This is a genomic window from Photobacterium ganghwense (genome assembly GCF_017329545.1).
Classification (GTDB): domain Bacteria; phylum Pseudomonadota; class Gammaproteobacteria; order Enterobacterales; family Vibrionaceae; genus Photobacterium; species Photobacterium ganghwense.
In genome coordinates this window covers 1,343,766-1,358,152 of record NZ_CP071326.1, presented here as the reverse complement: position 1 = coordinate 1,358,152, position 14,387 = coordinate 1,343,766, and the positions used below count along the sequence as shown (strand labels likewise).

The 14,387-nt window shown below is 47.9% G+C and carries 13 protein-coding genes; 9 read left to right on the top strand and 4 right to left on the bottom strand.

Annotated features, from left to right (window positions below):
* Nucleotides 1-4 precede the first annotated feature (4 nt).
* Complete coding sequence (groL, locus tag FH974_RS22340; RefSeq protein ID WP_047886000.1) at nucleotides 5-1,600, top strand: chaperonin GroEL; 1,596 nt, start codon at nucleotides 5-7, stop codon at nucleotides 1,598-1,600.
* A 202-nt stretch (nucleotides 1,601-1,802) separates the two neighbouring features.
* Here groL and FH974_RS22335 read toward each other — a convergent pair whose 3' ends face one another.
* Nucleotides 1,803-1,976, bottom strand: coding sequence for a hypothetical protein (locus tag FH974_RS22335; RefSeq protein ID WP_169776044.1), 174 nt, complete (start codon nucleotides 1,974-1,976; stop codon nucleotides 1,803-1,805).
* Nucleotides 1,977-2,302: 326 nt separating this feature from the next.
* Between FH974_RS22335 and FH974_RS22330 the strand changes: the two genes are divergently transcribed.
* From FH974_RS22330 to FH974_RS22310, 5 genes are all read left to right on the top strand, one after another.
* Entirely contained in the window at nucleotides 2,303-3,166 is an 864-nt protein-coding gene (locus FH974_RS22330; RefSeq protein WP_047885999.1) for a hypothetical protein, read from the top strand.
* A gap of 286 nt (nucleotides 3,167-3,452) precedes the next feature.
* Nucleotides 3,453-6,635 carry an isoleucine--tRNA ligase gene (ileS, locus tag FH974_RS22325; RefSeq protein ID WP_047885998.1) on the top strand — a complete coding sequence of 1,061 codons (3,183 nt, stop codon included), beginning with the start codon at nucleotides 3,453-3,455 and terminating at the stop codon, nucleotides 6,633-6,635.
* 293 nt (nucleotides 6,636-6,928) lie between these two features.
* The gene (locus tag FH974_RS22320) at nucleotides 6,929-7,483 is read left to right on the top strand and encodes a cysteine hydrolase family protein (RefSeq protein WP_047885997.1); all 555 of its coding nucleotides are present in this window, start codon (nucleotides 6,929-6,931) and stop codon (nucleotides 7,481-7,483) included.
* Nucleotides 7,484-7,516: 33 nt separating this feature from the next.
* Entirely contained in the window at nucleotides 7,517-8,149 is a 633-nt protein-coding gene (locus FH974_RS22315) for a LysE family translocator (protein WP_047885996.1), read from the top strand.
* A gap of 133 nt (nucleotides 8,150-8,282) precedes the next feature.
* The gene (locus FH974_RS22310; protein ID WP_047885995.1) at nucleotides 8,283-8,660 is read left to right on the top strand and encodes a SpoIIAA family protein; all 378 of its coding nucleotides are present in this window, start codon (nucleotides 8,283-8,285) and stop codon (nucleotides 8,658-8,660) included.
* 124 nt (nucleotides 8,661-8,784) lie between these two features.
* On the opposite strand, the gene FH974_RS22305 is transcribed toward FH974_RS22310, so the two are convergent.
* The gene (locus FH974_RS22305) at nucleotides 8,785-9,252 is read right to left on the bottom strand and encodes a GlcG/HbpS family heme-binding protein (protein ID WP_047886361.1); all 468 of its coding nucleotides are present in this window, start codon (nucleotides 9,250-9,252) and stop codon (nucleotides 8,785-8,787) included.
* Between the two features lie 222 nt (nucleotides 9,253-9,474).
* Between FH974_RS22305 and FH974_RS22300 the strand changes: the two genes are divergently transcribed.
* Both FH974_RS22300 and FH974_RS22295 read left to right on the top strand, forming a co-directional pair.
* Nucleotides 9,475-10,155: a response regulator gene (locus FH974_RS22300; RefSeq protein WP_047885994.1), complete on the top strand. Its 681-nt coding sequence runs from the start codon at nucleotides 9,475-9,477 to the stop codon at nucleotides 10,153-10,155.
* Nucleotides 10,133-11,656, top strand: a complete 1,524-nt coding sequence (locus FH974_RS22295) for a sensor histidine kinase (protein ID WP_047885993.1) — start codon at nucleotides 10,133-10,135, stop codon at nucleotides 11,654-11,656. The genes FH974_RS22300 and FH974_RS22295 overlap by 23 nt, the downstream gene beginning before the upstream one ends.
* Before the next feature lie 101 nt (nucleotides 11,657-11,757).
* Here FH974_RS22295 and FH974_RS22290 read toward each other — a convergent pair whose 3' ends face one another.
* Nucleotides 11,758-12,561 carry a MetQ/NlpA family ABC transporter substrate-binding protein gene (locus tag FH974_RS22290; protein ID WP_047885992.1) on the bottom strand — a complete coding sequence of 268 codons (804 nt, stop codon included), beginning with the start codon at nucleotides 12,559-12,561 and terminating at the stop codon, nucleotides 11,758-11,760.
* A gap of 650 nt (nucleotides 12,562-13,211) precedes the next feature.
* Here FH974_RS22290 and FH974_RS22285 point away from each other — a divergent pair.
* On the top strand, nucleotides 13,212-13,595 hold the full coding sequence (locus tag FH974_RS22285) for a hypothetical protein (RefSeq protein ID WP_047885991.1): 384 nt from the start codon (nucleotides 13,212-13,214) through the stop codon (nucleotides 13,593-13,595).
* Nucleotides 13,596-13,725: 130 nt separating this feature from the next.
* Here the strand turns inward: FH974_RS22285 and FH974_RS22280 are convergent, their stop codons facing one another.
* Nucleotides 13,726-14,304, bottom strand: a complete 579-nt coding sequence (locus FH974_RS22280; RefSeq protein WP_047885990.1) for a TetR/AcrR family transcriptional regulator — start codon at nucleotides 14,302-14,304, stop codon at nucleotides 13,726-13,728.
* Nucleotides 14,305-14,387 lie beyond the last annotated feature (83 nt).

The window sequence follows — 14,387 nt, the reverse complement described above, 5'->3', positions numbered from 1 at the left end:
TTTTATGACTGCAAAAGACGTTTTATTTGCTGATGACGCACGTCAAAAAATGCTGAAAGGGGTGAATTTGCTGGCGGATGCAGTGAAGGTTACTCTGGGTCCTAAAGGACGTAATGTCATACTGGACAAATCCTACGGTGCGCCGACCATTACAAAAGATGGCGTCTCTGTTGCGAAAGAGATCGAACTGCGAGACAAGTTCGAGAACATGGGCGCACAAATGGTGAAACAAGTCGCCTCCAAAGCCAACGACGAAGCAGGTGACGGTACTACCACCGCAACCGTACTGGCTCAGTCTTTCATTAACGAAGGTTTGAAAGCGGTGGCGTCTGGTATGAACCCAATGGACCTGAAACGCGGTATCGACAAAGCAGTTGATGCGGCGGTTGAAAAGCTGCGTGAAATGTCACAACCGTGCAGCGATAAAGAGTCTATCACTCAGGTCGGTAGCATTTCTGCAAACAGTGACCGTGAAATTGGTGAAATCATTGCTGAGGCCATGGAAAAAGTGGGGCGCAACGGTGTAATTACCGTTGAAGAAGGTCAGGGGCTGAAGAATGAACTGTCTGTTGTTGAAGGTATGCAGTTCGACCGTGGCTATTTATCGCCATATTTCATTACCAATCAGGATGCCGGTTCTGTTGAGTTGGACAATCCGTACATCCTGCTGGTGGACAAAAAAGTCAGCAATATTAGGGAATTGTTGCCAGTACTAGAAGCCGTAGCTAAATCTGGCCGTTCACTGTTGATTATTGCCGAAGATATTGAAGGCGAAGCACTGGCAACGCTGGTGGTGAACAACATGCGCGGTATTGTTCGTGCGACTGCGGTGAAAGCGCCTGGCTTTGGTGACAACCGTAAAGCGATGCTGGGTGATATCGCTACTCTGACTGCCGGTACGGTAATTTCAGAGGAAATTGGCCTCGAGCTGGAAAAAGCAACGCTGGAGCAATTGGGTAGCGCAACGAAAGTCACCATCACGAAAGACACCACAACCATCGTTGGTGGTGCCGCAGATGAAGATGCCATCAAAGATCGTGTTGCCTCGATTGAGAAAGCGTTGGAAAACACCACTTCTCAATACGACAAAGAAAAACTGCAACAGCGGATTGCCAAACTGTCTGGCGGCGTCGCCGTGATTAAAATCGGGGCTGCGACAGAAGTCGAGATGAAAGAGAAGAAAGACCGCGTAGATGATGCACTTCATGCAACCCGTGCTGCGGTTGAGGAAGGTATTGTTGCCGGTGGTGGTGTTGCATTGACCAAGATTGCTAAGGAACTGGCGGAACTGAAAGGTGATAACGATGACCAGAATGTGGGTATTCGTGTTGCCCTGCGTGCCATGGAAGAACCACTGCGTCAAATTGCCACCAACGCGGGTGATGAAGCATCTGTTGTGGCGAATGCCGTAAAAGCGGGCGATGTCCATTACGGCTATAACGCGGCAACGGGTGAATACGGCAATATGATTGAGATGGGTATTCTTGATCCTGCAAAAGTCACTCGTTCAGCACTGCAGTTCGCGGCCTCTGTGGCGGGGTTAATGATCACCACCGAAGCTATGGTCACCGATCACGTTGCAGACAAAGAGGAACGCTAATGCACCTGCTCTGGTCCAGTTGAAACTGGCCCGATAGCCTTTTTCAAAGAGCAGTCTGCTCAGTTAATCAAGTATTAGGTAAATAGCAATATGCTACTCTCAGCGGGCTCGTGTGAGCCCGCTGAATTTTTAGTGGTATGACTTAAACGCTGATGAGTTGATGAAAGGCGCGCAGATCTGTTTGATACAATCAGCTTCGACATCAGTCATTATCACTTCGCAGGTCTTTTTGTGGTGGGCACTCATCGTGCCAGTGCTCGAGCTCGCCGTTATCGCGCTTTTCGTGCAGGGCATCAATTAAGGCTTTTTCCTGTTTCGCAAAATAGAGGTCTTCTTCGGCTTTGCCGCGCAATTTCAGCTTTTCGGTAAAGTACATGGCGTGATCTCCATTGCTTCGCTTAATTTAAGGTTAGCCGAGGAGGCGCATCACGTGGTGCCAACACGTCAAACTTTGATCTCAGTAGGAGTCTTGGCGATCATGAACGGCAAAAACTGTTCTGAAAAGCGTTTCAAAAAAGTATCTATTGAAGTTACTCCATCGACGGTTCTCTCATTCCCTTTTCAGTTGTAGGCTCCGAAAGAATGCTGATAACGGGCAGTGTTGCCGCAATATGCAACGTGGAGTTGGACTGGTATTGCCTTTAATCACTCGATAAAGTATTCGCCGGAAGGAGTAACAATCTGAATCATAGGGAGTATTGAGTGCAGATTTGTCACGATGAAGTGTTTGGAGTACTGACTGTTTCACAGGCGGGTTACAAGTTTCGTCGCACCAAAAACCATACGCAGACCTACTGGCCTGTTGAAATGTTTATCAGACATCGGGAGAGATTTAACCGCCCGATCGTATTGGTGATTGAAAGTCCACACATCAAAGAGTTTCAGGTCCGTCATGTCACTAATGCGCTGAATGGGTTACCGGTTTATGCTCGTCCGGCCAATGGGGCGACCGGAGAGAATATTTGTACGCATTTTGCTGCATTACTCGCGACATTACCTCAGGTTCTGGCTCAGGGACACTATCCGGTTGTAGTGGTTAACGCTATTCAGTTGCAATGCTCACAGGGGGAGGACACCTGCCTTTACCGTACCCGACGATTCATTGAACACTGGCCGGCGCGCGTTGATGATTTAACTCAGCGTCTGCGAATGCTTGATCCGGTCATTGCGATCAATGCTTGTACCAAAGGGGACTTTTATATCCGAGATGAAGCCGGACAGCTTATCCGAACAAAAGCGTTTGATGCCGGTTTCAACCCGCAATTTAATCGCTTGTTAGAGCAAGAGTTTGGTTATCAGCAAGAGCTAACCCAGACAAGAGGGCAGTCAGGAGGGGAGTGTGCTGTAGTAACCCCACCGGAAGACGATGACACTGACAGCCTGAGGTTCATGAACACTATCGATTTATCCGGTTTAGTTATGTTTCAGCTTCATCAAGCCTATAAGCAGACCGATACATTATTGTGTAAAACGACACATCCTGCTGCCTGGTTGTACCGAGTGCCAATGTTTACACGTTTTCGTCAGGAACTTTTCACTTACACCAAGTCAGCCCCCAGACCATAGTCAATCGGGAGCCAAGCCGAAAACTAACCCTGTCATTAAGCCAGAGTCAAACCTGAAACCAGGCCGTGATCCGAAATTACAGGCTGATTAGATGTTGACCAATTCATAACGTTGTGCAACATTGAGTATATGACTATGTATTTACTTCTTCAGCCAGCACGAATTATTACCATCATTCCATAGGAATGGTGGGTTTTGGGCTGTTTGTCGAAAAGTAAGAAACCCGCCCAGGAGGCGGGTTTCTTCTTTCTGCTTCCTTGGCCTACCAAGAAAGCGGAGAAAGTGTATGGCTAATGTCACCAGCGAACAATCATCGCCTTTTTCTTTTGTGGAAGCTGAACATGAGATGCTCAGCTTCTGGAAAGAAAGGGAAATCTTTCAAAAATCACTGCAGCAAACACGAGATTTACCGCCTTATGTGTTTTACGATGGGCCGCCGTTTGCAACAGGTTTACCTCATCATGGCCACTTGGTCGCATCCACCATTAAAGATGTAGTGCCCCGTTACTTCACGATGAAAGGGCATTACATTGAACGCCGCTTTGGCTGGGATTGCCATGGATTACCCATCGAGCATGAAATTGATAAATCGCTGGGGATGTCTGCGCAGGAAACGGTCGCAAAAATCGGGATTGCTGGCTATAACGATGCGTGCAGAGGCATTGTGCAGCGGTATACGCAGGAATGGGAGAAAACCATCACGCGAATTGGTCGGTGGGTTGATTTTGACAATGATTACCGCACCATGGAGCCCTGGTATATGGAAACTGTCTGGTGGGTATTCAAGCAGATTTGGGAACAAGGACTGGTCTATCAGGGTGAAAAAGTGGTGGCTTATTCAACTGAGCTTTCCACAGTGCTGTCAAACTTTGAGGCGACCTCAAACTATAAAGATGTACAAGACCCGGCCATTACAGTGCTGTTCAAGCTTGAGGATGAAAATGCGTATCTGAGCGCCTGGACGACAACCCCTTGGACACTACCGTCTAACCTAGCTCTTTGTGTTAATGGTCAGGCCGAGTATGTCAAAGTGCTGGACGAAACCCGCAATCTTGCTTTGTGGGTAGCCCGTGAACGACTTGACCATGTTCTGAAAGGTCAGCCTTATCGCGAACTTGCGACCTGTAAAGGTGATGATCTGGTTGGAAAAACCTATTTACCGCTTTTTTCTTACTTTAGTGAGCTGGCAGCAGAAGGCGCATTTTGTGTCGTTGCAGATGATTTTGTTTCAGGGGATAGCGGAACGGGAATCGTTCATATGGCACCGGCTTTTGGTGAGGATGACCATAGGATCATGAAGTCAAAAGGGATCACGGCAATGCCTTGCCCGCTTGATGAACGGGGTCGGTTTACTGATCAAGTACCGGATCTGACAGGGCAGTATGTCAAGGATGCAGACAAATCCATTATTGCTATGTTGCGACAGCAGGGCCAGTTATACCGGCATGACACTCTGGTTCACAGTTATCCGTTTTGCCCACGTTCTGATACGCCTATCATCTACCGTGCAGTGCCTTCCTGGTATATCGGTGTTGAGCAGATTCGTGATGAATTGGTGAAAAACAATCAGCGTATTCGGTGGGTGCCGGATCATCTGCGTGACGGCAGAATGGGGAAATGGCTTGAAGGAGCAAGAGACTGGGCTGTGTCACGTAACCGATACTGGGGAACACCGCTACCGTTATGGGTGAATGATGTCACCGGTAACATCCTCTGCATCGGATCACGTGAAGAATTACAGACATACAGTGGCGTCTGGCTGGATGATCTGCATCGTGATTATGTCGACGATATCCGCTTTAGTTTGCCGGAAGAAGAGGGGGTATACCAGCGTATCGATGAAGTGTTCGACTGTTGGTTTGAGTCGGGTTCAATGCCTTATGCGCAGGTGCATTACCCCTTTGAAAATCAAGACAGTTTTGGGGCCGGTTTTCCTGCTGAGTTTATCGCGGAAGGGGTAGACCAGACCCGGGGGTGGTTCTATACCTTACAGGTGATCAGCCACTGTCTTTTCAAACAGCCGGCATTTAAAAATGTGATTGTAAACGGGATCGTGATGGCGGAAGACGGCAAAAAAATGTCTAAGCGCCTGAAAAACTATACGGCTCCTGACATTATCATGGATACATACGGTGCTGATGCTTTGCGGCTGTATTTGCTGAACTCCGGTCTGGTGAAGGCAGAAGAGCAACGATTTTCGGACTCGGGTGTTCAGGAAATGGTTAGGCGTATGCTGTTGCCTTGGCTTAATGCGTTCAAGTTTCTGAATACATACTGCGCAATTGATCGCTGGCAATATGACGCATCGTCAGCAGGGAGCCAGAACCCGTTTGATCAGTGGATTTTAGCTCGGCTACAAACCTTAAAGCAGACAGTCAGTGAACAGATGGAGTGTTATCAACTGTATAACGTTGTTCCGCCCTTGTTTGAGTTCATGGAATCGTTGACAAACTGGTATATCCGCCTCAACCGCTCACGGTTTTGGGGAGAGCAAATGACTCCGGATAAGTCCTCGGCATACCGTACTCTGTTCATTGTGCTGGACGAGTTCGGGAAACTGATGGCACCATTTGCTCCTTTCTTGGCTGAGTATTTGTACCAGTCCATGCAGCCGTTACGACAGCAGGCTGACTCCTCACCTGAATCCGTCCATTTATGTGCTTACCCTGATGTGGACAACGCTTTGACGAATGCGGCTCTTGAACGTTCTGTTAATCGCTTGCAGGGGATCATTTTGCTTGGCAGACAAAAGCGAAACCAGGCCGGTATTAAAATGAAAACTCCCTTACCCAAGCTGATTGTCTTACATGGTGATTCGCAGGTTTTGCATGATTTGGCCCGGTTTGATCACTATATTCGTACCGAGCTAAATGTTAAAGATGTCATTTACAGTACTGACGAAGCGGACAGTGTGGACTTTTACGCCAAACCCAATTTTCCTGTGCTCGGTAAGCGGTTTGGAAAGTCATTTAAGCAATATCAGGCGTTAATTGAAGCTCTGGATCATCAACAGCTTTATCGATTTCAGGATGAGGGCTGCGTGACTCTGGCTGGTGAAGTGTTTGGTGAACAGGATATCCAGCTATTTCGCAAACCGAAGCCGGGGAGCAATGTGGTGTCTAATGCCAGTATTTCGGTGGATTTGGACTGCCAACTGACCGAGGCGTTGATCGGTGAAGGGGTTGTCAGGGAGGTCGTGGGGTTCATTCAGAAATCACGCAAACAATCGGCATTTAAGGTCAGCGATCGCATTGAAGTGCGCTTTCAGGCCACCCCAAAGCTGAAAAGCTGGCTGCTTGAACACCGTACATTCATTGAGCAGGAAACGTTAGCACTGCGTTTTGAAGAAAGTGAGGCTAAAGAGTTCGAGGTTGAAACGGACAACGTTGAAGAGCACGGTTGGCAATTTTCAATTGATGAGCATTACCTGTCAGTCAGCCTCAAGCGGGTGACTGATAGCAGGACATAACACCAGCAAGAAAAAAATGCAGAAAACGGCAACAGTGCGGGGAATGGTAGTGTCCCCGCACTGCTCCTCTGAGGGATCGGATTTTGAGTACTGATTGGCTCTTTATTACGGATTAGATTATAAGGGCGGTAAAGATGCCGTCAGGTCTGCTCGGCAATAATGTCTTTATGATAAGTGTGTGGTGTCATATATTGTTCCCCATTCGAAATGCAGACTTATCGCGTGAAGAGAGTCAGACAAGCGTCTGTAGTACTGCATTCAGGACACCTAGTTACTTCCTTGGGAGGGAATCCATGAAATCAGCCGTATTAGTGATTGATGTTCAGACCATCGTATTTGATGTCGATCCTCAGCCTTTTGAAACACAACACGTTATTTCCAGAATCAACACCATTACCGCCTGGGCGAGAAAACAGCAAAAACCGGTGATCTTTGTTCAGCATGATCAGCCGGATACACCGATTGCTTATCAAAGTGAAGGTTGGCAACTGTATCGTGAGTTAGTCACTTGTGAAGGCGATTTGTATACCCGAAAGTCCACTCCTGATTCTTTTTTGAACACCAACCTGAAAGAGCTGCTGGAGGAGCTGGGTATCGAAAAGTTGATTGTGTGCGGCTATGCCTCGGAATTTTGTGTGGATACCACGGTACGCCGCGCGGCCGGGCTGGGTTATCCGGTTGAGTTGGTATCAGATGCTCACACCACACAGGATAAGCCACATGCAAACGCGGCAGTGATTCGTGCACACGAAAACAGCACGTTGTCGACCATGTCGAATTTTGGCATGCCGATTCGCTGTGTTTCTACAGCAGAACTGTTGGCTACGCCGGAGTTGCTGACGCAATAATTTTTTCTTTTTACACCACAAGGAGCTGCTGAAATGGAATTCCAAACCTTACTTTTATTTACCATCGCGTCACTGTCTATCAACCTGATCCCAGGGCCGGACGTCGTCTATATTGTGTCAAATACCATGAAAGGCCGTATGCAGGCTGGCTTAAAAGCCGCAATGGGGCTGGGTGTCGGTTACTTCCTGCACACACTAGCGGCCGTGTTTGGACTGTCAGCACTTATTCTGAGTTCCGCTGTTGCATTCAGTGTTGTGAAATACCTGGGTGCGGCTTATCTGCTTTATCTGGGGATTTCATCTCTGCGCAACATGCTGCGCGGGCAATCTTCACTGACGATGACTGCGGCCTCTTCATCGGCTAATGAAAGTATATTCCGCCAAGGTGTGGTGGTGAGCGTACTTAACCCGAAAGTGGCGTTGTTCTTTTTGTCTTTCTTGCCCCAATTTATTGAAGTAGGGCAGGGGTCAACATCGATGCAGTTGCTGATGTTTGGCTTGCTTTTCAGTGCGTTAGCGACAGGGTGTAATGTCGTTTATGCCCTATTGGGCAGTTGGCTGTTCAACAATCCGAAAGTGGCGCGTTATACCCGCGTCATTGAAGGTGTGTCTGGCGTACTGCTGATTGGTTTGGCGGGGAAAATTGCACTCAGCAAAGACAGTTAAGGGTATGGCGTACTACACTTCTATCGCAAATACTTAGTAATACAGCTGGTCAATGACCGGAATATACTGTTGAACGGCGAGCTGTCAATTTGCCTTGAAACGGTATACCACCACTCCCACTAAGGAGTCAGCCATGTTTGAAGTGAAACGGGTAGGCGACAACCGATTAGACATTGAAATGAGTGGCAAACTGGATGCAGAGCAAATGGGCAAAGCATTGGATGCTCTAACCGAGCAAGCCGACGGCATTGAGAATGGTGTCATGTTATTTGATGTGGTGGATTACCACTTACCCTCTCTCGGCGCTATTGGTGTAGAGTTGGGCCGGTTTCCCAAAATGATTCATTTCATTCGGCAGTTTGATCGGGCGGTGGTATTAACCGACAAAGACTGGATTAAAACTGTCAGTGAATTTGAAGGAAAGCTGATTCCGGGGCTGGAAATTAAAGGGTTTGGCCGTGATCAGAAAGAAGAGGCCGAAGCCTGGCTGGAAACTGGCCGTTCATCTTAATTTCCTTCGCAAGTGACCTGCCACTTTACCGGAATGCAGACACCAGTATTACGAGAGCGAAACGCTGATATTTGAAAGGTGCGGAAGACTCAGTCTCCTGCACCTTTTTCATTTAGGCTGGTATTTACTGTTCCAGTACTTTCGCGATGGCTGCTTCAGCACATTGCTGATCCAGATGGCCACCCGGTGCACCGCCAACACCAATTCCCCCAATAATCGTGTCATTCACGCTGAGTGGCAATCCTCCCGCCAGTAACAACAGATTGTCATCCATATCTTTCAGCGGTTGCAGGATCGGTTTGTCCGCGATGGTTTTCATCAGGTCGGCCGTAGGTTGTTTCAGACTGACAGCAGTAAACGCTTTCTGGCGAGAGCTTTCCAGCGTGTGGCGTCCGGCCAGATCAGAACGTAACTGGGCGATGACATTACCGGTAACGTCCACAACGGTTGCTGTGACGCGGTAGCCTTTGGCTTCACACTGCAGAACCGTTTCTTTGGCAAGTTCAAAGGCTGTATGTGATGAAATCTGAGTCACTGAAATGGTTTTGTTCTGATTTTCAGTGGCTGCAGATGTACTGAAGGTCGCAGCCATCAGGCCTGAAAGTATTAGCGATGTTGCGCATTGTGTGAATGATTTCATGTCATGCTCCGTTATAGGGTTTTCAACGTTTATGATTTGGATTTGTGTATAACACTTTAGCGCACTGGCAATTGCCGGATGCTTTCAGGACCATTACAAAGGTGTAATGTTTATCATCGACTCACTGAAAAGCTGATAAAGTGGTGCGTAACGAGCAGAAGATGGCAGGGTTAAGTGAACGTTTTACTGATTGAAGATGATCGCCACATCGCCAGGTTTATTGCCCAAGGGTTTTGTCAGGAAGGGTATACCGTTGAATTAGCAGACAACGGCGTTGACGGTTTACATCTGGCAACCACTGAGCAGTTTGATCTTATTGTGCTCGACATTATGCTGCCGCAGAAGGATGGGCTAGAAGTGTTGACTGAATTACGCGGCATGGGGTACCGCACACCCGTTATCATTCTCAGTGCCCGGCATTCTGTTGAGGAACGTGTTCTTGGCCTGAAATCCGGAGCCGATGATTATATGGTCAAGCCGTTTGCATTCACGGAACTCGCTGTCCGCTGTCAGATCTTAACACGCCGCGATCAGGCAAAATCTCTGCAGTCACATCAGCTGAGCTATCAGGATCTGACGCTGGATGTGCTGAAACGAACACTTTTTCGTGCCGGACAATCGATTCAGCTGAATCAGCGTGAATTCAGCCTGATGAAACTGTTGATGGAACAACCGGAAACCGTGCTGTCAAAAACGACCATCCTGGAGCAGGTCTGGGGGTATCAATTTGACCCGCAGACTAATGTTGTTGATGTGCTGGTTTGTCGGTTAAGAGTGAAAGTGGACAGAGACTTTGAAGAGCCGCTGATTCATACCATCAGAGGAGTGGGTTATGTCCTCAAATCAGAGTATTGATCAGGCCTTAACACGTACCCAGCGCCATCTGTTTTATCGGTTCATGGGTATTTTACTGGTTTGCCTGACGCTGATTGAAATGGTGGTCGGTGCGCTGTTTTTTTATGATCTTTACCGGGCCGAGCGAAAAATCCTGCACTCGCTGTCTGCTGAATATCAGCGAATTCTTCGTTTTGAGTCTGATGAAAAACTTATCCATGTTCTTAAGGCAAACCCCCAACGCCTGACCGAAAATAATATCGCGGCGATGGCCACTCAAATATCCTCTGATAAACCTGCCAGTTACATAGCCGGTGATAACCAGCTACCGGTTGAGCTGGTGCTTACGGAATACCTGTTGGGTGAGCAAAACTGGTTGAATGCCTTCATTGTGAAACCGTATATGACGTTGAAAATGGAGGGGGATAAACAGATCTTTTGGCTGGTGCTGGATAACCGGGCGCGCTATGCAGTGGCGACGCGACAATGGATGATGACTTTTATGGCTTTCTGCGTACTGGTGCTGTTTACTGCTGTGTTTATTCATCGTTTAATCCAAAACACGATGTCGCCACTGGCAACCTTGGGCAATCAGCTTGATAAGCTCAGCCATCACGCTTTGGATTCATTTTCCGAGCAAAACGAGATAGAACCTCCACGAAAAGGAACGTTTTCTAGAACGGACGCCATGCAACAAGATGGCTTGGCCGCCATTAACCAGAGCGTGTATCAGGCGGTTTCACGGTTACATCAGGTCATTGCAACAATGGATACCACAGTGGATGCCATTGCCCATGATTTACGAACACCGTTGTCACGGATCCGGCTGGCCGCTGAAGGGGCATTGGTGTCTCCCTTGAAGGGAGCAGAGAAACAGAATCTGCAGGAGCATGCCTTAAGTGACTGTGCTGAGTATGCGGTGCAGGCCGGTAACATGCTGACAGCACTGATGAAACTGAATGATGAACTGGCCGGAAAGCGCATTGTTAGGCTAGCTCCAACGGAAGTAAAAATGGCGCTGGAGCGCGTGGCTAGCTGGTTTGAAGATATTGCCGAAGAAAAGGGGATTGAGCTCCATTGCACCTGTTCTCCCGGTATCATCATTCTGTCTGATGCTGACAAACTGACGCAGGTATTGGTTAATCTGGTTGATAACGCATTGAAATACACCCCGCCGGGAGGATCGGTTCGGTTATCTGCGTCCACGATTGCTCCCTCTTTGCCACCGGTTGAGCATCACGCTGTTAACCAACCGGAGAAAACAGCCCAGCTAGTCATCAATGTGACTGATACAGGGATCGGGATTGCCCCGGAGCATCAGGACTTAGTGTTTAAGCGTTTATATCGGGTGGATAGCAGTCGGAGTAATTCGGAGGGCTATGGACTTGGTCTGGCACTGGCTTCTGCAATGGTCACCAACCTGGGTGGTATCCTGACGGTTGAGTCTGTACCACAGCAGGGTAGTACCTTCACCATTCGTCTTAATGTCGACGAGTCTGAAACTCAAAGTAACTGCCATTAGCAACACTTACCCGGTATGAGTGTTGCAGCCACCACAATCACCGGAGTAAACGGAATACACGCTGATGAAGGGGGTGGCTGCAATACATGTCCTGATTTGGCTTAGAAAGCCGGTTCGATGGTACCGTTGAATGTTTGCTGCAGATAGTCGCGAATCGGTTGTGACTGATAGATATCAACAAACTTTTGGTATGCCGGGTTGTTTTTATCTGCTTCACGCGTCGCAATCACCATGACTGCCAAGGGGGCATCTTTTGGTTCCAGATAGATCCCCTGTTTCTTCGGATCCAGACCGGCAGACATGACATAGTTCATCGTAATCGTTGCCACATCGACATCGTCCAGACTGCGTGGCAGCTGCGCGGCTTCAACTTCAATAAATTTCAGGTTCTTCGGATTATCGACCACATCTTCAATGCTGGCCTTGAAACCGACACCGGGTTTAAGTGTGATAAGCTTGGCGTCCTCCAGCAGAAGCAGACCACGTCCACCATTCGTCGGATCATTAGGAATCGCAACCTGCGCATTATCCGGCAGATCGGCCAGAGAGGCGTATTTGTTCGAGTAAATCCCCATGCGCATCAGGATGGACTCCCCAATCGAGACCAACTTCGAGCCATTATTGCTGTTGTAATTCTGTAAGAAAGGCTGGTGTTGGTAACTGTTAATGTCCAGGCTGCCGTCAGCCAATGCGCCATTCGGGGTGATGTAATCAGAAAACTCAACGACTTCGACTTTGAGCCCTTGCTTTTCTGCTTCTCGTGCAACGGCTTCAACGACCTGAGCATGAGGGCCTACCGTTGCCCCGACTTTAATGACAGTGCTGTTTTCCTGTCCGCAGCCGGTTAAGCCTGCAAACAGCAGGGTGCCGAGAATCCATTGACTGACTGTTTTACGTTTTTTCATCATGCTTTCCCTATCATGTATTTCCATACGCGAAAAATGGTATTGGGTGGTATGGGTGTTTAGATGGCTGTACGGCCATATTACATTGAATGAACTGAGATGCAACACGATTTTTCAACACACAGAGGAATAGCCAGCTGAGCATGTGAGAACGTGCTGTGCCGTCGTTGCAGCAGCAAAATACGTTAAAAGTGCGACGGTAAAATCCCAGTTGTGCTAATAGCAATCAGAAGAACCAGCAAGCAGAAGTTCCAGTACTCAGAAGCAAATCATGAGATTTATTTGGTCTTTGGTTGCTGCCTAATGTGTTCTCATTCATGTGCCAGGTCTCTGCCGCACCGTTTAAACTGGCGCATTGTTGTTGCATGGTTTGAGTGACGTTGCTTTATGGTCTGAATGGCAAAGTTGATCTGTCCAGCCTAGCCTTATGAAGGTGAATGCCAATTTATTTCAGTAAGAAACTGCTTTTACTTTATCCGTGTTTGCGTTGAGGGCGGGAGTGGCTTTTAAGGCTCACGCTGGTTTTTATCTCATGATTTAGGGCTATTCAGCGCCAAATATTACAGAGCTTAACATTTCAGCGCTCAATATTTCAGCGCTCAATATTTCAGCGATCAAGTTGGTGAAGTGTCGCCAGTTGGAGGGAGTGGATGGACAGAAAATTCATATTGTGCAGTTTTGGATACGCCATTTTAGGGCTTTTACTGGGCATCTACATGGCGGCCTCTCATAACCACGGTCAGCTCGTTACGCATGCACACACGATGCTGGCAGGCTTTGTTGTCTCGTTCATTTACGGGCTTTGCCACAAGCTGTGGTTGAAAAATGGCAACAGTGCTTTGGCTCATGTGCAGTTCTGGGTCCATCACCTGAGCGTACTGATATTGATTAGTGGATTATTTTTGCTTTATGGCCAGTTTATTGCGCCGGAACTCCTGGACAAAATTCTGGCTTTGGCTTCTATGATATTTCTGGTTGGGATGGTTTTAATGACTGCTTTGTTTGTTTTGTCTCCCAAACACGGCACCAGTTAGCTGAGTGACGGTAATCATGAACTGGGTGACGTAACCAACTCGGTGCCTGGCTGGGAAAATGCAAACATACATACTCAGCCAGGTCTGTCAGGCTGAGTATGCATTCTCAAAGGACAGAGATAGCCTGAATTTACTGCGATAAATGAGCAAACAGTTGATCGGCCAATCTTCGCAATGTGCCTTTTTCTGGCTGTGTGTGTGAGAAGGTACGGATACCGTATATCCCCATAACCAGAAACTGAGCCAGCTCAAGCGGATTTCTGTCAGCCGGAATGTCCCCTTCTTGTTGAGCTTGCTGTAATTTCGCTGCAATAGACGCTTGCCATTGATTAAGCATGTGGGCGATAAGCGCTTCGACCTCTTCGTCCTGCTGAGAAAGCTCGCTTAAAGCTTTTTGCAGCAGACAATCTTTGATGGTTTCACACTCACATTCCTCAACAACATGATCGAGATACAGTCTTAGTCCCTTTAATGCAGAAGGGGATTGATCAAAAAAACGTTGGAAATCCGCTTTGCTGTCAGAGCGGTATTGCTCAAGTGAAGCCAGAAGCAGGCCGCGTTTATTTTCGAAGGCACAGTAAATGGACCCGGGATGCAGGCCGGTAGCTTGTTTCAGATCTTGCATACTGGTTTTGCTGTATCCCTTAGCAATAAAGGCATCCATTGCAGAACGTAAAACTTGTTCACGATCGAACTCTGCACTGCGCATAGCATCTCTCTGGTGAATGGAAATTGCCTTGATTTTACCAGTGTTTGAACATTCATTCAAAAAAGTTCTTGAACAATTATTCA